This window comes from Nitrospira sp. SG-bin1, from assembly GCA_002083365.1.
Lineage (GTDB): Bacteria > Nitrospirota > Nitrospiria > Nitrospirales > Nitrospiraceae > Nitrospira_D.
Map to the genome: position 1 here is coordinate 19265 of LVWS01000021.1, position 20827 is coordinate 40091.

18 protein-coding genes are annotated in these 20827 nt (G+C 57.3%); 9 read left to right on the plus strand and 9 right to left on the minus strand.

The features are described from left to right. Window positions 1–38 precede the first annotated feature (38 nt). The 4 genes from A4E19_17050 to A4E19_17065 all read left to right on the plus strand — a co-directional run bounded on the left by A4E19_17050 (window position 39) and on the right by A4E19_17065 (window position 6905). Entirely contained in the window at window positions 39–1385 is a 1347-nt protein-coding gene (locus A4E19_17050; protein OQW34914.1) for a hypothetical protein, read from the plus strand. A gap of 293 nt (window positions 1386–1678) precedes the next feature. Then, on the plus strand, window positions 1679–3730 hold the full coding sequence (locus tag A4E19_17055) for a hypothetical protein (protein OQW34915.1): 2052 nt from the start codon (window positions 1679–1681) through the stop codon (window positions 3728–3730). Between the two features lie 382 nt (window positions 3731–4112). Further along, on the plus strand, window positions 4113–5711 hold the full coding sequence (locus tag A4E19_17060) for a hypothetical protein (protein OQW34916.1): 1599 nt from the start codon (window positions 4113–4115) through the stop codon (window positions 5709–5711). 186 nt (window positions 5712–5897) lie between these two features. Next, complete coding sequence (locus tag A4E19_17065; GenBank protein OQW34917.1) at window positions 5898–6905, plus strand: hypothetical protein; 1008 nt, start codon at window positions 5898–5900, stop codon at window positions 6903–6905. Between the two features lie 147 nt (window positions 6906–7052). On the opposite strand, the gene A4E19_17070 is transcribed toward A4E19_17065, so the two are convergent. The 7 genes from A4E19_17070 to tdh all read right to left on the minus strand — a co-directional run bounded on the left by A4E19_17070 (window position 7053) and on the right by tdh (window position 13992). Further along, window positions 7053–7724, minus strand: coding sequence for a DNA-binding response regulator (locus tag A4E19_17070; GenBank protein ID OQW34918.1), 672 nt, complete (start codon window positions 7722–7724; stop codon window positions 7053–7055). Next, window positions 7711–8817 carry a hypothetical protein gene (locus A4E19_17075; protein ID OQW34919.1) on the minus strand — a complete coding sequence of 369 codons (1107 nt, stop codon included), beginning with the start codon at window positions 8815–8817 and terminating at the stop codon, window positions 7711–7713. Before A4E19_17075 ends, A4E19_17070 begins: the two co-directional genes overlap by 14 nt. Window positions 8818–8930: 113 nt before the next feature. Beyond that, window positions 8931–9395 (minus strand): NrdR family transcriptional regulator, encoded by a 465-nt coding sequence (locus A4E19_17080; GenBank protein OQW34920.1) that lies wholly within the window; start codon window positions 9393–9395, stop codon window positions 8931–8933. A gap of 33 nt (window positions 9396–9428) precedes the next feature. Beyond that, window positions 9429–10694 carry a serine hydroxymethyltransferase gene (locus A4E19_17085; protein ID OQW34940.1) on the minus strand — a complete coding sequence of 422 codons (1266 nt, stop codon included), beginning with the start codon at window positions 10692–10694 and terminating at the stop codon, window positions 9429–9431. 19 nt (window positions 10695–10713) lie between these two features. Further along, window positions 10714–11181 (minus strand): 50S ribosomal protein L9, encoded by a 468-nt coding sequence (locus tag A4E19_17090; GenBank protein ID OQW34921.1) that lies wholly within the window; start codon window positions 11179–11181, stop codon window positions 10714–10716. 513 nt (window positions 11182–11694) lie between these two features. Beyond that, on the minus strand, window positions 11695–12885 hold the full coding sequence (locus tag A4E19_17095) for a glycine C-acetyltransferase (GenBank protein ID OQW34922.1): 1191 nt from the start codon (window positions 12883–12885) through the stop codon (window positions 11695–11697). A 72-nt stretch (window positions 12886–12957) separates the two neighbouring features. Next, on the minus strand, window positions 12958–13992 hold the full coding sequence (gene tdh / locus A4E19_17100) for an L-threonine 3-dehydrogenase (GenBank protein OQW34923.1): 1035 nt from the start codon (window positions 13990–13992) through the stop codon (window positions 12958–12960). A 181-nt stretch (window positions 13993–14173) separates the two neighbouring features. On the opposite strand from tdh, the gene A4E19_17105 reads away from it, so the two are divergent. After that, window positions 14174–14761, plus strand: a complete 588-nt coding sequence (locus A4E19_17105) for a hypothetical protein (GenBank protein ID OQW34941.1) — start codon at window positions 14174–14176, stop codon at window positions 14759–14761. 114 nt (window positions 14762–14875) lie between these two features. Beyond that, window positions 14876–15874: an alcohol dehydrogenase gene (locus A4E19_17110; protein ID OQW34924.1), complete on the plus strand. Its 999-nt coding sequence runs from the start codon at window positions 14876–14878 to the stop codon at window positions 15872–15874. A gap of 59 nt (window positions 15875–15933) precedes the next feature. On the opposite strand, the gene A4E19_17115 is transcribed toward A4E19_17110, so the two are convergent. Continuing rightward, on the minus strand, window positions 15934–16761 hold the full coding sequence (locus A4E19_17115) for a hypothetical protein (protein ID OQW34925.1): 828 nt from the start codon (window positions 16759–16761) through the stop codon (window positions 15934–15936). A 120-nt stretch (window positions 16762–16881) separates the two neighbouring features. Here A4E19_17115 and A4E19_17120 point away from each other — a divergent pair, with 120 nt between their 5' ends. The 3 genes from A4E19_17120 to A4E19_17130 are packed head-to-tail and all read left to right on the plus strand — an operon-like array spanning window position 16882 to window position 19993. Then, complete coding sequence (locus A4E19_17120; GenBank protein ID OQW34926.1) at window positions 16882–17319, plus strand: hypothetical protein; 438 nt, start codon at window positions 16882–16884, stop codon at window positions 17317–17319. Continuing rightward, window positions 17316–18947 carry a hypothetical protein gene (locus tag A4E19_17125; protein ID OQW34927.1) on the plus strand — a complete coding sequence of 544 codons (1632 nt, stop codon included), beginning with the start codon at window positions 17316–17318 and terminating at the stop codon, window positions 18945–18947. Before A4E19_17120 ends, A4E19_17125 begins: the two co-directional genes overlap by 4 nt. A 23-nt stretch (window positions 18948–18970) precedes the next feature. Next, window positions 18971–19993 (plus strand): capsular biosynthesis protein CpsI, encoded by a 1023-nt coding sequence (locus A4E19_17130; GenBank protein OQW34928.1) that lies wholly within the window; start codon window positions 18971–18973, stop codon window positions 19991–19993. Between the two features lie 66 nt (window positions 19994–20059). Here the strand turns inward: A4E19_17130 and A4E19_17135 are convergent, their stop codons facing one another. Next, entirely contained in the window at window positions 20060–20617 is a 558-nt protein-coding gene (locus A4E19_17135) for a hypothetical protein (protein ID OQW34929.1), read from the minus strand. Window positions 20618–20827: the final 210 nt, after the last annotated feature.

The window sequence follows — 20827 nt, forward strand, 5'->3', positions numbered from 1 at the left end:
CTCCTTACTTCTAACAACCAACGAAAGTGACTGGTTGTATGAGTCAGAATCTTATCCTCGCCAAACAATGGTGTATCGCCGCCCTTCTCCTGGCCATCGGCCTGAGTTCCCATGGCTGCACGGATTCGGCATCGGTTTCAGCGGACGTCGCGGTACCCCTCTCCAGCTTGACCGTTACCCCCGGGACCCTCCAGCCGGGGTTTTTCGCCAACACCACCAGCTATGCGGTCAATGCGCCGACATCCGCTGCCAGCGTCACCGTGACAGCCGTCCCCAAGGACATCACGACAATTGTCACGATCAACGGGACCGTCACCACGCAACGGTCCGTGAGCCTCGGCGCACCGGGATCGATCACCACAATTACCATCTTCTTGGAATCACAGACCGGAGGCGAAACGACCTATACCGTCAATGTCACCAGACTCTTATCCAGCGACAATAATCTGTCGGCCTTGACCGTCAAAGTAGGCACTACAAATCAGACTCTAGTTCCTGACTTCGATGTGGATATCCTCGACTACACTGTTAACGTTGATGATGCCAATGCTAGCAGCGTAACTGTCTCTGCAACCAAGTCGGATCCGAACGCCACTATCGTGATCAATGGACAGCTAACCAGTTCAGGTCAAGCAATCATCCCAATTGGTGGGCCAGGAGCAGTCACTCCTGTAACAATAGAAGTAATAGCACCAAATGGTAGCAAGAAGACCTACGGCATCACGGTGAACCATCTTTCCGATGACAACAACTTAAAGGACCTGAAGGTTGAGCCAGGCCCTTTAGATCCGCTCTTTGATAAGGGAACCCTATCCTATACGGTTAACGTAGCTACCAATATAGATAACGTGACCGTGACCGCAACGCTTCAGAATACGGCTGCCACGATGACGATCAATGGACAAGGAACTAGTTCTGACCAAGCACGTGACTTTCCCCTTGGCGCGGCCCCATCAAGTCTGGACATCAACATTCTCGTGATAGCTCCCAATGGCAGCCCAAATACTTACACTATCAAGGTCAACCGAGCGGCCCCGTCGAGTAATACCAATCTGTCGGCGTTGCTCGTAACGGCAGACCCCTTGAATATTCCCATAAATCATCCCGTTGATCTCAGCAACCCGCAACCCTACATAGTCAATGTAACAACTGACGTTCTAATCGTTACCGTAACCGCGACACTAGAGGACACGACTGCGACTATGACGGTCAATGGACAAGGAATTATCTCGGGTGCGCCAAGCCAGTTGATAACTCTTGGAGATCCAGGATCAGATACTCCTATTATCATCGAAGTGCGCGCCCAGAATTTGGTTGATACCAGGACCTACACCATCATGGTGCATCGAGAAGATCCACCTCCACCCCCGCCGCCACTGCCATAACGAATTGTCTACACGCCATCCTTTCCAGCCTGTTGTCTTGTCAGTCCAGGTGCCGAGCCCATCCTCAGGATATATTCACTGTCCCAACCCACATCGATACCAATTCCCCTGGTCTCGATCCCGAGAGCCTTGACTCCCACAGAATGGTTTGGTTAATACATAGCCCCTGTTTCCCTATACCTAAGTAGGGGTGGACCAGGCTTTCGCTCTTCCGTAGTATCCGTTAGCTTCTGTTGGGGTTCGCTGATGGACCTGCCCACTTCACGCCTCTTAACGAAAGAGACTAAATCCCCATGATACGCACCATGACCGTCATGAAACAGTATCTGAGTGCCACCTTTATGATCCTGATCGGCCTGATCACCTATGGCTGCGGTGACTCGGCGACCGTCAACCCCGCAGTGGAACTTGCGAGCCTGACGGTCAGTACCGAAACCACTACAGCAACACTCACACCACCCTTCAGCCCTGCAACAACTGACTACACTGTTGATCTCACCAACAACATTACAAGTGTGACTGTCAGTGCTCAACCCGCCGTATCCGGTGATACCGTCAGTATTGATGGCCAGACAACGACAAGCAGGGTTATCGATCTGGGTCAGCCAGTGCCATCGGAGTCCACGAAGCTTGTGCGTATCGTGGTATCAGAATCAGATACCAATTCAAGAACCTACACGGTCCAGATCAAGAGACCAGGTTTGGCGGGAAACAATTCTTTACAGAACCTGACCGTGTCGCCCGGGACTCCACCCCTCGTATTTAATGAGAACACTCTCAACTATGCAGTCAGTGTTGGTAATACAGTCAACTCGGTCACCGTTACACCTACCCTACAAGATCCTTCCGCAACGATGACTGTGAATGGACAACCAACTACCTCCGGGCAGGCTCGCACAATTACCCCTCTCAATCCTCCCGGCCAAAATACCACTATCACAATTCTCGTGAAGGCCCAGAACGGGGCGGAGAAGCCCTACACGATATCTGTGAGCCGTGGAGTATCAAACAATAATAACCTGCAGAACTTAACCATCTCACCGGGAACATTAAACTTCAGGGCCAATGTCACAAGTTACACCGTAAATGTGGGAAGCAATGTGACCAGCGTGACGGTTACGCCGACGCTGCAAGATCCCACTGCGACCCTGGCTGTTACGTCAAACGGGCCCGGGCCGATCACGACTTCCGGGCAGGCTCGAACCATTCCGTTGCGCGCTGCTGGTTTAAGCACCACTATCAATATCCTAGTAAGGGCACAGAATGGCAGCGAAAAGCCATACACCATCACCGTGGACCGAGCGGCCCCTCCCCCGCCCTCGGGCAATAACAATCTGTCGGCGTTGACGGTGAGGCTGAGTGCCTCAAGCCCTAACCTGATTAATTTTAGTTCGAATACCACGAGCTACACGGTGGATGTGGGGAGCGGCGTAAGCACCATTACGGTCACGCCGACACCGCAAGATCCCGCTGCGACCGTGACTGTTACGTCAAACGGGCCCGGGCCGATCACGACCTCCGGGCAGACTCGCACCATTCCGTTGCGCGCTGCTGGTTTAACCACTTCCATCAATATCGTGGTAAGGGCGGTGAATGGCAGCGAAAAGCCCTACGTCATCACCGTGGACCGAGCGGCACCTCCCCCACCCTCTGGAAATAGTAACCTCCAGAACCTGACCGTATCGCCGGGCACCCTGAGCCCCCCATTTAGTACAACGAGGACTAGGACCGACTACGTTGTAAACGACGTTCCCAGCAGCGCTACTTCCATTCTTGTGACCGCCACTCCCCAGGACTCAAGTGCAACCGTACTGATCAATACACAAGGGGGGAATTCTCGTTCCATCCCCCTCCCAACTGGCCCATCCACCACCGACATAGACGTTCTTGTGCGTGCACCGAACGGCAATGAGAAGGCGTACTCCATTACCGTCAACCAACCAGCGCCGGCAGAACCGCCGGCTCCGTCAAGCGCGCCGGACCTGATATCAGCGGATGACTCCTGTCTCCCTACATCTTCCACTGATCCTACCTGCGACCCACAGTCCGGCACGACTAGAGAGGACAACATCACCAACGTCACGTCGCCAAGGTTCAGCGTTGCCGCACCGCCCGCTGGGGCGACCCCGAACCTCTATGTGGGCCTAGTTCCCAACCCACCGCAAAAAGTCCCGGCGACCTTTGATGTAACAACCAATACCCTCAGGCCGAATACGCCATTAAGTGATGGGACCTACACCATTACCTACACCCTGTCGAACGCCGGGGGTGAGTCCAACCAGAGTCCAGCCATGCTCCCACAATTGCAGATCAACGGCGCACCGCCACCGCCCCCCGGGCCATGATGGGTAACTGATGCGCGATTGACTCGGCAGCCAAGTTAAAGGTTCCACCGCTCACGTGAGGTTCTCGCGTGAGCGGTTGCCTTTCCCGTACTTGATCACTGACGATCGTTCCACTCCCATAAGGTCTTTCAGTCGACAGACAGCTTCTCTCAGAAGCATTGTCACCAGAAATCTCCTCATCGCATGTCTCTGATTGCCTACACCTGTTCACCCGGTCGCAATTCCTAGTCTTGACCTCACGGGTCGGATTGGCTATACATTGAACTCCCGCTTCGCCTCTGTAGAGACTGGAACCCTCTCGTAGTTTCCACATGTAGCGTTTGGGTTCGCCAAAAACAAACAGATTCCTCGTTTTACGTATCAAGGGAAGGGACCGCCTCCAATGAAACGTATTTTTACCCTCGCTGGGCAATACCTCGTCGCCTTCATGATCTTGACGATGGGATGGAGTGAGTATGGCTGCTCGGACTCGGCCTCGGTCAATCCGGTCGTCGAACTGGCTAATCTGACCGTCACGTCCGGCAGTACCGCCGCATCGTTGCAACCGTCGTTCAATCCGGCAACGACGAGCTATACCGTCGATCTCTCCAGCAACACCGGAAGCGTGACGGTCGCCGCTCAACCGGCCGTGGCCGGCGACAGCGTGACGATCAACGGCGAGGCCACGACGAGCCGCACCATTCAACTCGGCGACCCTGGAACCACGACGCCGGTGAATATCGTCGTGTCGGAATCAGGGACCAATTCGCGCACCTATACCGTCCTTGTCACGAAAGCGAGCTTGACCGGGAATAATTCGTTACGAAGTTTGTCCATTTCGCCGGGCACCCTAGACCCCGGATTCCAGACCAATACCTTGAACTATGAGGTCTCCGTCGGGAGCAGCGTCGGCACGGTGCGCGTGACACCGACTCTGGACGATTCTGCCGCCACCATGACCGTGAACGGACAACCCGCCGCCTCCGGGCAAGCCCAAACCGTTCCCCTGCAAGGCCCTGGGCTGAGTACCATTGTCACCGTGGCCGTGACGGCGCAGAACGGCAGCCAGAAACCGTACACTTTGGTGGTCTCCCGCGCCGCGCTCGGCGGAAATAACAATCTTCAACGGCTGACCGTGTCGCCGGGTCGTTTGAATCCCTCGTTTAGCTCCGGCCGGACGAGTTACACGGTGAGCGTCGGTGGCCGGGTGAGCAGCATCACCGTGACCGCTGCGCCTGAGGATAGGGGTGCGAGCATGACGATCAATGAACAAGCCACCGATTCACGGTCCATTCCTCTGCCGGAAGGTCCGTCGAACACGGAAATTCAGGTGATCGTCACCGCCCCCAATGGCGCTCAAAAGCCGTATTTTATCACCGTGAACCGGCCGGCGCTTCCCGCCGACAACGATCTATCGGCATTGACCGTCACACCAGGAGCCTTGGTGCCTGCCTTTGATTCGGACCAGCTGACGTACACGGCGGAAGTGGCAACCGACATCGGTAGCGTGACCCTGTCCGCCACCAAGTCGGACCCGAATGCCGTGCTCTCCGGCGACGTCCCCAACCAAGGACAAGCGACGATTCCCTTGGATGGACCGGGAACGAGCAAGACCGTGTCGATTCGAGTCGCGGCACAGAACGGCGAGGTCAAGACCTACACCGTCGTCGTGACCCGGTTGGCTCCTTCGACCGACGCCAATCTATCGGACTTACGGGTGAGTGCCGGCACCTTGAATCCGAACTTTGCCGCCGGTACGCCGGTCTACATGGTTGATGTTCCAGGTTCCGTGGACAGGATCACCGTCACCGCCACCAAGTCCGATCCCAACGCCGTGATGTCCGTGTCGGGGACACCGATCGCCACGAAGGGAGATCCAAGCGGCAGCGTAACCGTTCCGCTCGCGCTGGGAGCAAGCACCTCAATCGCGATCTCCGTGACCGCGGAGGATCAGGTAAGCAGGAAAATTTACACGCTCACCGTGAACAGACCGTCCCGTTGATCCGGCGCGCCGGCTCGATCTGTTGACCCGACTGATGAGATCGGTTATAGAACGAACGGCAGTTCGGGCTTGTGAACATCGCGACGGCCGGCGTTGAACCCTTTCGTGGCTTCGGTTCCTACCGTTTGGGTTCATCTGGAGACAGATCATGTGCGATCTGGTGTACATCAGGAGATGGATTCTCATATGAAATCGGCGCGAGCCTCCGTATCGCACTCCTTCGTCGTTCTGTCTCTGTTGGCGATCGCTTTAGGCCCTTATGGTTGTTCAGATTCCGCAACCGTGAATCCCGAAGTGGAACTTGCCAGCCTGACGGTGACGTCCGTGGGCGGGCCGCTCGCGCTCGAACCGGCCTTTTCCAGCACCACCACCCAATACAGCGTCGAGCTGTCCAGCACTATCACCAGCGTGACCATCGCCGCGCAACCGCGCGTCTCGGGGGACACCGTGAGCATCGACGGCCAGACCACGACGAGCCGTTCCATTACACCCGGCCCTGCAGGAGTCCCCCCCACGATCGTCAGCATCGTGGTGTCGGAATCAAACACGAAGTCGAGAACCTACACGGTCGTTCTCAATAGGATATCGCTGGCGGGCAACAACGATTTGTCGGCATTGACGGTCACCCCTGGGGCCATGTCCCCGGCGTTCGCTCCAGGCCTGCAGAATTACACCGTGGACGTGGCGACCAACGTCGCCGCGGTGAGCCTGTCCGCGACCAAGTCCGATCCCAATGCGGTGATATCCGGTGATGTGCCGAACGACGGCCAAGCCGGGATTCCGCTCGGTGGACCGGGGACGACCAAAGACCTGTTGATTACCGTCACGGCGCAGAATGGCTCCGCAAAGACCTACCGCATCACCATCAAGCGTGCGGCGCCCATGGACGACAACAATCTGTCCGCGCTGAGCGTCAACGCGGGAGTTTTGTCTCCGCCCTTTTCCCCGGGGACCGTGATGTATTCGGTGGAAGTCCCCGCCGGTATCGATCGAATCATCGTCTCCGCCACCAAGTCCGATCCGAACGCCGTGATGTCGGCATTCGGTTCGGTGATCGCCGCGGCGGGAGTCGCGGCAGGCCAAGCGACCGCCCCGCTGGGGCTCGGAACAACGACATCTGTTGCGATGACCGTCACCGCACCGGATGGAAGTCAGAAGACGTACACGATAGAGGTGTTCCGACCGTCACGCTAGGCGGACCCGCATCGTACTGCTCGTGCGATCCGTGCTGCCTGGCAAGCGTGGCTCATCCCTCCCGGCCGACAAGACCTCGTCTCGCCGCGCGTGGAGCACCGGACACATGCTCATGCAGGAAGAACAGGCTTGTGCCGACGGCATGCCTTATCGTTTCGGGTCCAGCTCGATCAGTCCCTTGCGAATGGCGAGAATGGCCGCTTGCGTGCGGTCATAGACTTGCAGCTTGTGGAAGATGTTCCGGACGTGGTTCTTCACCGTCTTTTCGCTCAAATCAAGACTGTTCGCGATCTCCTTGTTGGTTTTTCCGTCGGCCACCAGCCGCAAGACCGTAATCTCCCGTTCGGTCAGATCATGCTCGGCCCACGCCGGCTTCTTGCCTTTCTTTTGCGCCATCAACGAGAATTCCGCCAAGATTTTGCTGGCGACGGACGGATGGATCAGTGATTCACCCCGATAGATGGCGCGGATGGCCGCCACGATTTGCGACGATTCGGAGTCTTTCAAGAGATACCCGGTTGCGCCTGCACGCACGAGGTCGAAGATGTATTGTTGCTCCTCGTACATCGTCAACGCGACGATGCCGATATGTGGAAACTCCCGCTTGATTTGCCTGGTCGCCTCGACGCCGCCCATCCGCGGCATGCTCACGTCCATGAGAATCACATCCGGCAGCAGGGCGCGGGCTTTCTCCACCGCTTCCATCCCATCCTGGGCTTCGCCGATGACGTGAATATCGTCCTTGGTCTTGAGAATGGCGGCCAAGCCTTCCCGGACCACCCGATGGTCGTCGGCGATCAACACCTTAATCTTCTCCATTCTCCCTCACCTCCTTATGGCCCAGCGGCACCTCGACCGTGATTTTCGTGCCTTTGCCCGGTTTGGATTGCACGTGTCCCTCACCGCCCACCAATCGCGCCCGTTCCAAAATACCTTTGATGCCGAAATGATCCCATTTCTCCGGATCGCGCAGGACGGCCTCCAGATCGAAGCCGATGCCGTTGTCGGCGATCGTCACGCGCAACAGATCCATATCGATATCCAGCTTGATCGAGACTCGATCGGCTTTGGCGTGTTTTTCGACGTTGCTCAACGCTTCCTGGATGATCCGAAACAAAAAGATCTTCGTTCGGGGAAAGAGAATCTGTTCATCTCCCGTCACCGCGAACTTCGTGGCGATATGGGTTTGGGTCTGGTACGACTTGAAATAATTCGTGAGAGCGGGGATCAATTCCATCTTGTCGTAGTGCAGAGGACGCAGGTTGAAGATGACTTGTCGCGCTTCTTGTATGGCCAACTTCAATTGCGCCTTGCTTTCCTTGATGGTGGCGAGGCTCGCTCGCGGGTTCTTTCGGATGAGTTGTTGGCACAGATCCAACTTGAAATTCACCCCGGCCAAGCTCTGCACAAGGCCGTCGTGGATCTCGCAGGCGATTCTGGTCCGCTCTTCCGTGACCGCGGCTCCGGTCTCTTTGACATACAGGCGATAGAGCGACTGATATTTGTTCAGCGTCTTCTCGATCTCCGCGGTCGCGCGAATGCGGGCTTCAATCAGTTCCCACATGAATTTCGCGCTGGCCCCGCCGATGACCGTGACGCCCATCCGATGAAACTCCTGGAGGAACTGCCCGACTTCTCCGTTCCCCGACACATCGATGATCAAATCGACGCGTTCCATGGCCAACAGCTGCCGATAGTCCCGCGTGACCGGAATGTTGAGCTGTTTGGCCAATCCTACTCCCGGCGCCTCCGGATTGAGTTCCGCGACACCGACGATCTGCACCAGCGGATCGTTCGCGAAGATCTCCATGAGCGCGGTGCCCCCGCGACCGGCCCCGATGATCGCGACGTTCGTCGCGCCGGAGCTCGGCGTGTTCCGTCGAGCGCGCTGCTGGGGAAGCGGTTTGTTCATCGGTCCTGTACTCTCCTACGCATAGCTCGGCGAGGGCCGCCACGAGCGAACGTCGAATCGGATGGGAAGGATGCGGTCGGGAAGAGAAATGATGGGGGTCGGGGAGTTGCGCCCTACCGCTCGCGACGGTGCTGCGCGAGCGTTTTCAGCTCGTCCATGAATTGGTCGATGTCCTTGAACTCTCGGTACACGGATGCGAAGCGGACATAGGCGACCTGGTCCAGCTGATGCAACTCCTTCATGACTTCTTCACCGACGACCCGACTCTCAATCTCCGTCTCGCCCATCTCCTGGATCCGTTTTTCAATTCGATCGGTGACGGCTTCGATCGTGCTGATGCTGATCGGCCGCTTTTCACAGGCTTTTTTCAGACCGACCAGAATCTTATTGCGGTCAAAGGACTCTCGGCGACCGTCTTTCTTCACCACCACGGGAAGAATTTCCTCGACCCGCTCGTAGGTGGTATAGCGGCGCTTGCAGCCCAGGCACTCACGGCGACGGCGAATGACTTCGCCCTCCTTGGCCATGCGGGAATCGACGACCTTGTCCTCGAGTTCATCGCAGAAGGGACATTTCACCGGTGGCGACCCTGCTCTCTCGCTATCGACCGCCTAGTAGGGATGAAAGATGGGAAACCTGGCACACAATGCTTTGGCCTGTTCGCGAACGTCTTCCAACGCGGCCGGCTCCTGTCGGTGCCGGAGGACACGATCCACCAACTCGACGATCTGCTTCATCTCGGGTTCCTTCATCCCGCGCGTGGAGACGATGGGCGACCCCAGACGGATTCCGCTGGCCACGGCCGGCGGTTTTTCATCATACGGCACGGCGTTCTTGTTGACGATTATCCCGGCCGTATCGAGCGCGGCATCCGCCTCTTTCCCGGTGATCCCCTTGTTCGTGAGGTTCAAGAGCATCAAGTGAGTATCGGTCCCGCCCGAGACGATCTTATAGCCGCGATCGACGAACCCTTGCGCCAAGGCCTTCGCGTTGGCGAGGACTTGCCGCTGATAGCATTTGAATTCCGGCGACAAGGCTTCTTTGAAGGCCACCGCCTTGGCCGCGATCACATGCATCAAGGGGCCGCCCTGTAATCCCGGAAATACGAGCTTGTCGACCGCCTTCGCGTGCTCGGCTTTGCACATCGTGACGCCGCCACGGGGACCGCGGAGCGTTTTATGCGTCGTCGTCGTGACGAAGTCGGCATAGGGCACGGGATTCGGATGGAGTCCGGCGGCGATGAGGCCGGCAATGTGCGCGATATCGACCAGCAGATAGGCCCCGACCGATTTGGCAATCTGCTGGAACCGGGGGAAATCCAGCACGCGGGCATAGGCGCTGGCGCCGACGACGATCATCCGCGGACGGCATTCCTCGGCAACCTTTTGAACGGCATCGTAGTCGATCCGTTCCGTCTCACGATCGACGCCATAGGAGAACACGCGGAAGAGGATGCCTGAGAAGTTGACTTTACTCCCATGCGTGAGATGGCCGCCTTGGGCAAGATCCATCCCGAGAATGGTGTCCCCCGCCTTCAGGACCGACAGATAGGCCGCCATGTTGGCTTGCGAACCGGAATGCGGCTGCACATTCACATGTTCGGCGCCGAAAATTTCTCGGCACCGCTGAATCGCCAGATCCTCGACGGCGTCCGCATGCTGGCATCCGCCGTAATACCGTTTGCCGGGATACCCTTCCGCATATTTATTGGTGAGCAAGGAGCCTTGTGCCGCCAAGACCGCCGGGCTGGCGAAATTTTCCGACGCGATGAGGAGCAATTTCTCCCGCTGCCGGACTTCTTCCGCCTCGATCGCGGCGTAGACTTCGGGATCGGCCGTTTTCAGGGCATCCCATGAACCAATCGCGTCACTGCTCATCGTCTCCATACTCCCCGCTTTACGCTGAAGGTTCTTCAGGCTCTTGCTTCTTCACCACGCGGACCGTCACGGTCGCCACCACGTCCCTCGGCATCTTGATCGGCACGGATACCGTGCCGAGTTCCTTGATCGGTTGCGCCAATTGGATTTTTCGCCGATCCACCGTGACACCTTGCGCGGCCAACCCTTCCGCGATGTCTTTCGCGGTGACGGACCCGAACATCTTGTCGTCTTTCCCGACCTGCGCTTCGATCGTCAGCGAGACCGCGGACACCTTCTTGGCATGGGCCTCGATTTCCAGTTTCTCTTTCTTGGCCTTTTCCGCCGCCACTCGTTTCACATGTTCGAAGGCCTTGATGCTCCGGCTGTCGGCTTGGACGGCCTTCCGGCGCGGCAACAGATAGTTCCTCGCAAATCCATCGGCGACGTTGATGAGATCGCCGAGATGCCCCACCCCTTCCAGGGTTTCTTGAAGAATGACTTTCATACCGCTACTCCTTGACTAAGAAAGGGGTGAAGGATACTGGGGTGACTGCGAAAAGTCAATTCAGACAAAGGCCACTGAACCGTACCCCAATACCTAAGCAGGCTCATCCATGAGCATGGCAGCCGTCAGATTCTACTAAGGATACACCTCTGTACTGGCACGGGGGAGAAAGCTTTTCACGTATCAGATGGAGGGAAACTCTCCAGACGAGTTTACAGCGCGTTGAATTCTTCGACGGTCAGCGCGCTTGGCGAATCAATTTACAAAGGAGTCCAGGTCCTTTCCCTGGGAGAGGCATCCTGGCAAAGCCGGAACCTCGGCAACAAAGCAACCTGCCTCATCCTGTTCCACCACAACATGGAGTTTCATTTCTAAAATCTCCCTTTTCCATCACATCGAGGGCTATTATCGAGAAGACCATCTTCATGGTCAAGCAATCAGGCCGATAGGAGAAACACTAAAGGTGAAAGGTCCGTTGCGTGCCAGTTTTCCGATCCGGCCCCTGAGGCCGTGTCACGAAATCACGCCGAGCGCCCGGCCCACCTTGGCAAACGCCGCCACGGCTTGCTGCAACTGAACCGTGGTATGGGCCGCCGACATTTGAGTCCGGATCCTCGCCTGCCCTTGCGGCACCACCGGATAGCTGAATCCGACGACGTAGATGCCTTCTTTCAGCAGAGCCTCCGCCATCGACGTGGCAAGCGCGGCCTCGCCCAACATCACGGGAATGATGGGATGCTCGCCCGGGACAAGCCGGAAGCCCAGTCCGGTCAACTCGGCACGGAAGAAGGCGGCATTGGCCCGAAGCCTTTCCCTGAGAGGGTCGCCCTGTTCGACGAGATCGATCGCGCACAGCGCACCGGCCGCGATGGGAGGAGGAAGGGAGTTGGAGAACAAGTAGGGGCGCGATCGTTGCCGCAACAACTCGATCACCTCGGCCTTGCCGGAGGTAAACCCGCCGGTCGCGCCACCCAGCGTTTTTCCCAAGGTGCTCGTGACGATCTCGATGCGGTCGGCGACGCCGAAACGAGCCGGGGTTCCCCTGCCCTTCGGACCCAACACCCCGGTCGCATGGCTGTCATCGACCACCACCGCTGCGTCGTACCGTTCCGCCAGCTGAACGATCCGATCCAGTTTGGCCAGATCGCCGTCCATCGAGAAGACTCCGTCCGTGACAATCAGCCGCAGGCGGCAGGGAGCGGCTTCGTGAAGCCGTGCTTCGAGCTCCGCCATGTCGGAATGGGCGTATCGGAATCGCTTCGCCTTGCAGAGTCTGATGCCGTCGATCAGGCTGGCATGATTCAACGCATCGCTGATGACGGCATCGTTCTCATCCAGCAAGACTTCGAACAGTCCCCCGTTCGCGTCGAAGCACGAACTGTAGAGGATGGTGTCCTCGGTCCCGAGAAACTGGCTGACGGTTTGCTCGAGTTGTTTATGCAGGTCTTGCGTACCGCAAATGAACCGCACCGAGGCCATGCCATAGCCATGCGTTTCGAGCCCTTTGCGAGCCGCCTGCACGATGGCCGGATGATTCGCGAGTCCCAAATAGTTGTTCGCACAGAGATTCAGCACCGAACCTTGCGCCACGAGGATGTCCGACCCTTGCGGACCAAGAATGCGTCGCTCGGATTTGTGGAGGCCTTTGGCGCGGATGTCGGCGAGCTGAGTATCGAAAACTTTCTTGAAGGACGAGTAGGCCATGGTTAGAACATAATTGAGAGATGAGGACTGAGGGCCGAGGGCTGTTCTCTCAGTCCTCGTACCTCAGCCTGACTACGGGTACAACACCACTTTCCCGCACTGTCCGGACTGGATCAAGTCAAAGCCGGTGGCAAACTCCTTCATCGGGAAAGAGTGAGTGATGACCGGCCGGATATCGAGACCGGCCTTAAAGAGGCCGGCCAGTCGGTACCAAGTTTCAAACAAGCGCCGGCCGGTGATGCCATAGACGCGAATTCCCTTGAAAATCATTTCGTTCGGCAAATCGAAGCACACAGGGCCGGTTGGAATCCCGAACAGAGTGACCCGGCCGCCGTTCTTTACGGCACGAAACGCCTGATGCATGGCCGCGGGGTCTCCTGACATCTCCAGCGCGGCATCGACCCCTTCACCGGCGGTCATGTCGAGGATCGCCGACGTCATGTGCTCGGATGATTCGGACTTCGCATTGAGAACATGATCCGCCCCCACCTGCTTGGCCAAACCAAGCCGATAGTCGCTGATATCGGACGCGATAATGGTCGCCGCACCGGCGGTTCGTGCGACAGCCGCGGCAAATAAACCGGTCGGCCCACACCCCGTGATCAAGACCGTATGGCCGGTGAGATCTTCAGCGAGGGCGGCATCCACCGCATTGCCAAGCGGCTCTTGCACGCAGGCTAACTCGGGTGGAATGTTCGGAGCCGTGTGCCACAAGACCCCCTCCGGCAATGCGACGTACTGCGCGTAGGAGCCGTCTCGATCGATCCCGAGAATCTTGTAATTCTTGCACACGTGCGCCTGCCCGGTGCGGCACTGGAAGCAGGCGCCGCAGGTCAGATGCGATTCGGCGGCGACATAGTCACCGACCTTGACCAGAGACACCTCCCGCCCCACCGCCACGACGTGACCGCACAATTCGTGACCGATGATTCGCGGAGGATGAATTCGGCGTTGTGCCCACTCGTCCCACCGATAGATATGGGCGTCGGTTCCGCATAACGAAGTCGCGGCCACCTTCACCACGGCGTCGTGTGGCCCAGGGGTTGGGTCAGCCCATTGGGTCAGGGCCAACCCCGGTCCCGCAGTCGTTTTGACGAGCGCTTGCATGAGCCTATTCTATACCAACCCATCGGTTGACACCCATGTTTCTGCGAAAGAATCGAGTTGCAGGGAGTTCACGGCGATAGGTAGGATGCCGGACTACCTGAGCATCACGCAAAGGGTACGGGCCGTTCACATAGGCCGGTCTAGAGACGCGAAAGGCGGAGGCATGAAAACACGACAAAATATGGTACGGGGAGTCGTCATAGCCGGCCTATTGGGATGCTTCCCGCTGGGCGCCCAGGCGGAAACGGCTCGGTGGGACATCGATCCGGACCACTCTCTGATCGAATTTCGCGTGACGCACATGGTGATCTCCAAGACGTCGGGGCGGTTCACGGACTATCATGGGTTCGTTGAGATGGATGCGACCGCGAAAACCTTGAAGAGGATTGAAGCCACGATCAATGCCGAGTCCATCAACACGAATCAAGAAAAACGCGACACGCATCTGCGGAACGCCGACTTCTTGGATGTCCAACAGTTTCCGACGATCACTTACAAGATGAAGACCTATCGGAAACAGGGAACCACCTACAAGGTCATCGGGAACTTCACCCTGCGCGGCGTGACCAAAGAAATCACGCTCGTCGGGACATTCAACGGCGTCACCAAGGATCCCTGGGGCAATACCCGAGCCGGATTCACCGCCGATGGAACAGTGAATCGTAAGGACTTCGGCATGATTTGGAACAAAACGCTCGATAACGGCGGACTGGTCGTCGGGGACGAAGTCTACATTCATCTGGATATCGAGTGCGTAAAGGCAAAATAGCCGAGGACAACTTTATGGCGTGGCGGGTTTCCGGTTGTGAGTTTCTGGTGTTGTCATTCTAACCGACCTCACGAACCCGCGATTCTCAACCCGAAACTCTGCATCCTAACCAATATGAAAGCAATGGTGCTCGAACATACGAGCGACGTCTCCGACAGTCCTTTACAGCTTCAAGAGCGCCCCATCCCTCTTCCACAACCCGGCCAGATCCTCGTCAAGCTTCACGTCTGCGGCGTCTGTCGGACGGATCTTCATGTGGTGGAGGGAGAACTCCCCGATATCCCATTTCCATTGATCCCGGGCCATCAAGCAGTCGGCACGGTGGTGCAGGTCGGATCCAAGGTCTCGGAGGCGCAGGAAGCGGACAGGGTCGGTATTGCTTGGCTTCAAGGAACGTGCGGACAGTGCGAATTCTGTACAAGCGGGCGTGAAAATCTTTGCTTACGGGCAAAGTTCACCGGCTATCAGGTTGATGGTGGCTATGCGGAATACGCCGTCGTACCCGCACGATTTGCCTATCCCATCCCACCAATCTTTTCTGACGAAGAAGCCGCTCCCCTGTTATGTGCCGGCATTATCGGCTATCGAGCCTTAAGGCTCAGTGGGGTCAAACCAGGTCAGCGTCTTGGACTCTACGGCTTCGGGGCTTCCGCACACATTGCAATTCAAATCGCACGGCATTGGGGCTGTCAGGTCTATGTCAGCTCGCTCAAACCGGAACATCAAGCGTTGGCTAGACAGCTCGGAGCGGTCTGGGTCGGCGGGGCAATGGATATGCCGCCGGACAAGCTGCATGGGTCGATTATTTTTGCACCGGCCGGTGATCTCGTCCCTCCGGCACTGCGCGCACTCGACCGAGGCGGCACGCTTGCCCTGGCCGGCATCCACATGTCTCCCATTCCATCCCTCGACTACGATCGCGACCTGTTCGGCGAGCGCGTCATTCGCAGCGTGACGGCCAACACCAGACAGGACGGGATCGATTTGCTGCGCGAAGCGGCGGCTATTCCCATCAAACCACATACGGCCCGTTTTCCTCTGGAAGAGGCGAACCGCGCGCTGCGGGAACTCAAAGCGGGTACCTTTCAAGGGGCGGCGGTCCTGACAATGTGATCGAACGGAATTTCAACCTCAATTGCTGAAACTGCAAATGGATTCGCAGCGGGCAAACCCTATCGCTTCCGGTTGAGAATGCTCGAAGCCCGTTCGGACGCTTCCTTCACCAAGATTCCCATCTTCGGATGTGACGGCTCAAGATCAATCGGCCAACCGTGATGACGCAGCCGCTCGCTTGCGGTGGGACCGATTGATGCGACCACCATCGTCTTCAGCGCCGCTCGAAATGGTTCCACCCTTCCATCCTGCTCCAACAGCTTCATGACATGATCCACTTGCGCAGCGTTGGTGATCAGGATCATGTTGACGCGACCGGCGATGATTTCATCGAGGGCGTGGCGAATCGGTCCAAGGTTCTCCGGCAGGGCCCATTTATAGATCGGAACCGAGAATACCTCCGCACCTCGCTGCTCCAAGGCTTGCGACAGATCGAGGTTTGAGACTCCGTACTCCTGCACGGCCACTCGCAATCCATTCACAGGGCGGTGCTCATCCAGGACGGCTATTAGATCGACCCAGGTATTGGGTTCCGGCACCGTGATGGTCGGTTGAAGACCGACGGCCTTGAGGGCCGCAACCGGCTTCGGCCCTCGTGCGACGATGGTCGTCTGTTGCAGCGCTGTCAGGATTGATGACCAGGCGTAGCGAGCTTTCAGGAGGTCAAACAAGATGGTTGCGCCTATACCCGTGAGTAGGACGAGCAGATCAATCCGCCCGGCCATGAGCCGGCTCCCGAACTCATGCGCCGCCTGATTGTCTTCCAGCGGGATCTCTCGCAAAACAGGTGCAACAAGTGGACGCCCACCATAGCGCTCGATCAACCGCGTGATCTCGGTCGCCATCCGGCTTTCCAACGCGGCAACTGTTATTCCATTGAATGCCATTGGGACTCTGATCCTATCACAGCCGACTGGACTGGGAACCTGAGCGGATTTTCCGTTGACGGCTTGCGGCCGCCTCCCTACTATACAACCTTCGATCTAGTTGGATCATTGAAGGTTTGCATGCCCACTCCACTGCATCAAGGTCTCCGCCATTTGGCTCTGCGCGTGCTCGATCTTCCTCGCTCCCGTCGATTCTACGAAGAGTTGCTCGGGATGCAGGTCGTCTGGGAACCGGACCCGGACAACGTCTATTTCAGCTCCGGGGTCGACAACCTGGCGCTCCATCAGATCTCGAAGAACGAATTGGATTCCTATGACTCCTCAAGAACCCAACTGCTCGATCATATGGGCGTGATACTCGCGAGTCCTGATGCCGTCGATGTGATGTACCGTACGATCGTGCCGAAGATCGAATCTCTGGGCGGGCGTATCACAAAACCACCCAAACAACACCGAGACGGCAGCTACTCATTCTATTTTGCCGATCCCGATGGCAACCTGATCCAGGCTCTGTATGAACCGGCGATCAGCAAATTAAGGTTCAGCGCCCACTCATGAGCCAGGTTTGGACCAACCTTCCCCACAATCGTTACCTGACCCTTGCCCCCTGGTGCTGGATCCAACTGGAGAGTGCGGAGCCGCCAGGACCCTTCCCTTTCGTCGGCGGGGTGGCCCCGGAAGTCGTCGCCAGTCTCCAGGAGGCTCACAGTCTTCTGTCCAGCGCGATCGATACGGCGATCAGCGATGTCTTTTCAAAACGCGCGCCGCTTGATGATCCCGACCGCCAGCGGCGCCTGGAAGATGCCTATGCCGAGCTGGTGAACGCGCGGCCTTACCTGAAACAACACATTCGCTGCGGCCGCCGACCGGATGGAACGTTCCAGTGGGAATTTCCGACTGACCCGAGCACATCCGCCACCGTGACCAACGGCGGGCTTCGCATCTTCCATGCGATCAATCACCAAGCGATTCCCATAGGATTCAACGGACGACCGCTGGGTCCGCTGATAGGAAAACTGTTCGGTCTGCTCGACGGAACCCATACCACGGCCGAACTCCATTCCGTGATATCCGCCATGCCGCTCGAGTCGCAGATGATGCTGACCAAGGTGATGGAATCGCTCCATCAATATGACTGTCTGGTAACCTCCGCGACGAGTTCTATCCAAGGGCGTTGGTTCGACATCGTTCAGGATCAAGATGTCGTGCACCTCGGACATGCCGCGCTCCTCTACCGGCAACGGGACACCGTTCTTCTCTTCGACCCGTGGCTTCTGCCGTGGTTTGCCGAATCTCCGCTGCCATCCATCTGGAACGGACTGTTCCCGAAACCGGCCGCCGTGTTTTTGACTCATGATCATGACGATCACGTCGATCCACGCACCTTGCTTCATTTACCGAAAGACACGCCGATCATCGTGCCCAGTCGCCGGAATCGAACGGGGCTGTTCTTTGACTATCGATCCCTCCTCGCTGAACTGGGCTTTGACCGAGTCATCGAGCTGGCTCATGGAGAGACGTGGCCGTTTGAAGGAGGAACCGTCGTGTCCGTCCCCTTCTACGGAGAGGACCCCTGCGACTTGAGGATGCCCAGAAACTGCTATTTGATTTCGGATCGTGGGCACAACGTGTTGATCCACGCGGACAGCGGCCCGACGAACGATGGTGGATCCGCGCTCAAGGACAATGTCATCCGGCAATTGGTCGGACAATATGGGCGGATTCCGTTGGTGTTCGCTTCCCAACAACAGTTGCTGGAGATCCGTAGCCATGCCGCCCACGCCGCCCTTTCCCACCCGGGAAAGTGGCTTGATATCGGCGAAAATGGGTACCTCACGAATGCCTACTTGGCCCAATTGTGCACCGATGCTCAGGCCGATCTGTTTGTGTCATACGCAACCGGCGGAGCCGACTGGTATCCCGATCACCTGTCGTTCATGTTCAGCCGGCGAAACCCGGCCAGAACGGCGCTTTTGACCGCTCATTGGGAACCGGCTGAAAAACTGAAAGCTCTTCTTGCCCCACAAGGGTGTCGCTATCATGGTGCCCGGGCCTTCGATCTCTATCGAATGACGGGTGGAGGCGCGGTGGAAGTGATGTCTGCAGGAGAATCCCTTGCCCCATTGACACTCTACCGGCTGGATCATGGCAATCCGCCGTTCATGAGGCCAGGCAAGGGTCGATAGACTATTTTCTTTGAGGGGTAATCATGGCCGGGACACAGTCGCCCATTCTTGTCACAGGAACAGCGGGATTCATCGGATTTCACGTGGCTATGCGTCTTCTGGACCGTGGCGACCAGGTGATCGGCCTGGACAATCTCAACGATTATTATGACCTACGATTGAAACAGGCCCGGCTCGCTCAATTGACGCCGCGCGACCGATTCAGTTTCATTAAGCTCGATCTCTCGAATCGACAAGGCATGCGCGATCTCTTTGCCGGTGAACCGATCCGGCGCGTGGTTCATCTCGCGGCTCAAGCCGGGGTGCGTTACTCACTGGTCAATCCTCACGCCTACACCGAAAGCAACATCGAGGGATTTCTCAATATTCTCGAAGGCTGTCGGCATAGTCGCATCGAACACCTCGTCTATGCTTCCTCCAGTTCTGTCTATGGCGGCAATACCCACATGCCGTTTTCCATCCATGACAATGTCGATCATCCGGTCTCGCTCTATGCCGCCAGTAAAAAAGCCAACGAGCTGATGGCTCACTGCTATGCGCATCTGTATCGACTGCCATGCACGGGTCTTCGCTTCTTTACCGTCTATGGACCTTGGGGGCGTCCCGATATGGCTCTGTTCATCTTTACAAAGGCCATCTTGGAGGGCAAACCCATCGAAGTCTTCAATCAGGGCAAGATGAGGCGCGATTTTACCTATATCGATGACATCGTCGAAGGTGTCATCCGAACACTCGACCATCCGGCCGCAGCCAATCCGACCTGGTCAGGGGACAAGCCTGACCCCGGCACCAGTTCCGCCCCGGCGCGCATTTATAATATCGGCAACCACCAACCGGTGGAACTGCTGCACTTCATCGAGGTGTTGGAACAAGCACTGGGAAAGAAAGCCGAGAAGAAACTGATGCCCTTACAACCCGGAGATGTCCCTGCGACGTACGCCGATATCGATGATCTCACGCACGATGTCGGCTTCAAACCTACCACGCCGATTGAGGTGGGAATTCCTCGATTTGTGAAGTGGTATCGCGAGTTCTATAAGCTCTGACAAATCCTCTGCAAGAGAGAACAGGTCGAATTACGGAGGACGTCAGCCAACTGTGGCTCGACGCCCTTACGGACACCCGATCGGCACGAACCCCGCCCCAAAGATTCTCGACAGCGTGACGTAGCGCGTGTTGTCGTAAAACGAGTAACTAGCCCCACGCTGATTGCGCCCTGAGAGATCGCCGCCATAAGACGGGTCGGTGCCGTAAAACATTCCACCACGGGTTTTTTGAACCAAGTGAAGCCATTCAGAATAGAGCGTGCAGACTTCCTCTTGCACGGAACCGCCCGGCGCTACGCTTGCATGCCAGTCTCTAGCCCAGTCTGGGACATTCCGACCTCCCATGCCTGAACCACGATCTTGATAGGAAGGAATTTGGTAATGGGGTGCGGCGACTGTCGAAGGTTGAGGAAGAATCGTCGGCATGTTCTCCAAATTGGGCACGACAGAAAGCGGCTTAAGTTCCATGGCTTGGCAACCTGCTTTCTCCTTGTTGGTGTAGATTGCACTGCCATCCGCTTGAGGGCATTTCCAGGTCGGCTCCGATCCTGACTGGGTATCCGCGAAGACCGGATGAGTTGACAAAACCGCCAGCATCGCCGCGAAGAAAGGAAACAGCCGCATGGGACACCTCCCGGTCATATGCAGGCACACAGTGCCTCCATCCACGTGATCATTCCTATGAAACGATATCCACACCCTACGCAATACGTTATTCTTGGGTCTATGCCTCTTTCGGTGGGGGAATCTTCAATGCTGATGCGGCTGGAAGAGAATTAGTGATCGAGATCTCCCTCAACCGCCCGGTTCTCGAGACTGCCGGCCACGACCTCC

What these genes read in the sequence shown, in the direction of transcription:
- A4E19_17115 (OQW34925.1), bottom strand. Translation starts at nt 16,761, where the DNA reads ATGGCATTCAATGGAATAACAGTTGCCGCGTTGGAAAGCCGGATGGCG.
- A4E19_17105 (OQW34941.1), top strand. Translation starts at nt 14,174, where the DNA reads ATGGTACGGGGAGTCGTCATAGCCGGCCTATTGGGATGCTTCCCGCTG.
- A4E19_17075 (OQW34919.1), bottom strand. Translation starts at nt 8,817, where the DNA reads ATGAACAAACCGCTTCCCCAGCAGCGCGCTCGACGGAACACGCCGAGC.
- A4E19_17070 (OQW34918.1), bottom strand. Translation starts at nt 7,724, where the DNA reads ATGGAGAAGATTAAGGTGTTGATCGCCGACGACCATCGGGTGGTCCGG.
- A4E19_17110 (OQW34924.1), top strand. Translation starts at nt 14,876, where the DNA reads ATGAAAGCAATGGTGCTCGAACATACGAGCGACGTCTCCGACAGTCCT.
- A4E19_17095 (OQW34922.1), bottom strand. Translation starts at nt 12,885, where the DNA reads ATGGCCTACTCGTCCTTCAAGAAAGTTTTCGATACTCAGCTCGCCGAC.
- A4E19_17055 (OQW34915.1), top strand. Translation starts at nt 1,679, where the DNA reads ATGATACGCACCATGACCGTCATGAAACAGTATCTGAGTGCCACCTTT.
- tdh (OQW34923.1), bottom strand. Translation starts at nt 13,992, where the DNA reads ATGCAAGCGCTCGTCAAAACGACTGCGGGACCGGGGTTGGCCCTGACC.
- A4E19_17050 (OQW34914.1), top strand. Translation starts at nt 39, where the DNA reads ATGAGTCAGAATCTTATCCTCGCCAAACAATGGTGTATCGCCGCCCTT.
- A4E19_17135 (OQW34929.1), bottom strand. Translation starts at nt 20,617, where the DNA reads ATGCGGCTGTTTCCTTTCTTCGCGGCGATGCTGGCGGTTTTGTCAACT.
- A4E19_17120 (OQW34926.1), top strand. Translation starts at nt 16,882, where the DNA reads ATGCCCACTCCACTGCATCAAGGTCTCCGCCATTTGGCTCTGCGCGTG.
- A4E19_17060 (OQW34916.1), top strand. Translation starts at nt 4,113, where the DNA reads ATGAAACGTATTTTTACCCTCGCTGGGCAATACCTCGTCGCCTTCATG.
- A4E19_17130 (OQW34928.1), top strand. Translation starts at nt 18,971, where the DNA reads ATGGCCGGGACACAGTCGCCCATTCTTGTCACAGGAACAGCGGGATTC.
- A4E19_17065 (OQW34917.1), top strand. Translation starts at nt 5,898, where the DNA reads ATGAAATCGGCGCGAGCCTCCGTATCGCACTCCTTCGTCGTTCTGTCT.
- A4E19_17085 (OQW34940.1), bottom strand. Translation starts at nt 10,694, where the DNA reads ATGAGCAGTGACGCGATTGGTTCATGGGATGCCCTGAAAACGGCCGAT.
- A4E19_17090 (OQW34921.1), bottom strand. Translation starts at nt 11,181, where the DNA reads ATGAAAGTCATTCTTCAAGAAACCCTGGAAGGGGTGGGGCATCTCGGC.
- A4E19_17125 (OQW34927.1), top strand. Translation starts at nt 17,316, where the DNA reads ATGAGCCAGGTTTGGACCAACCTTCCCCACAATCGTTACCTGACCCTT.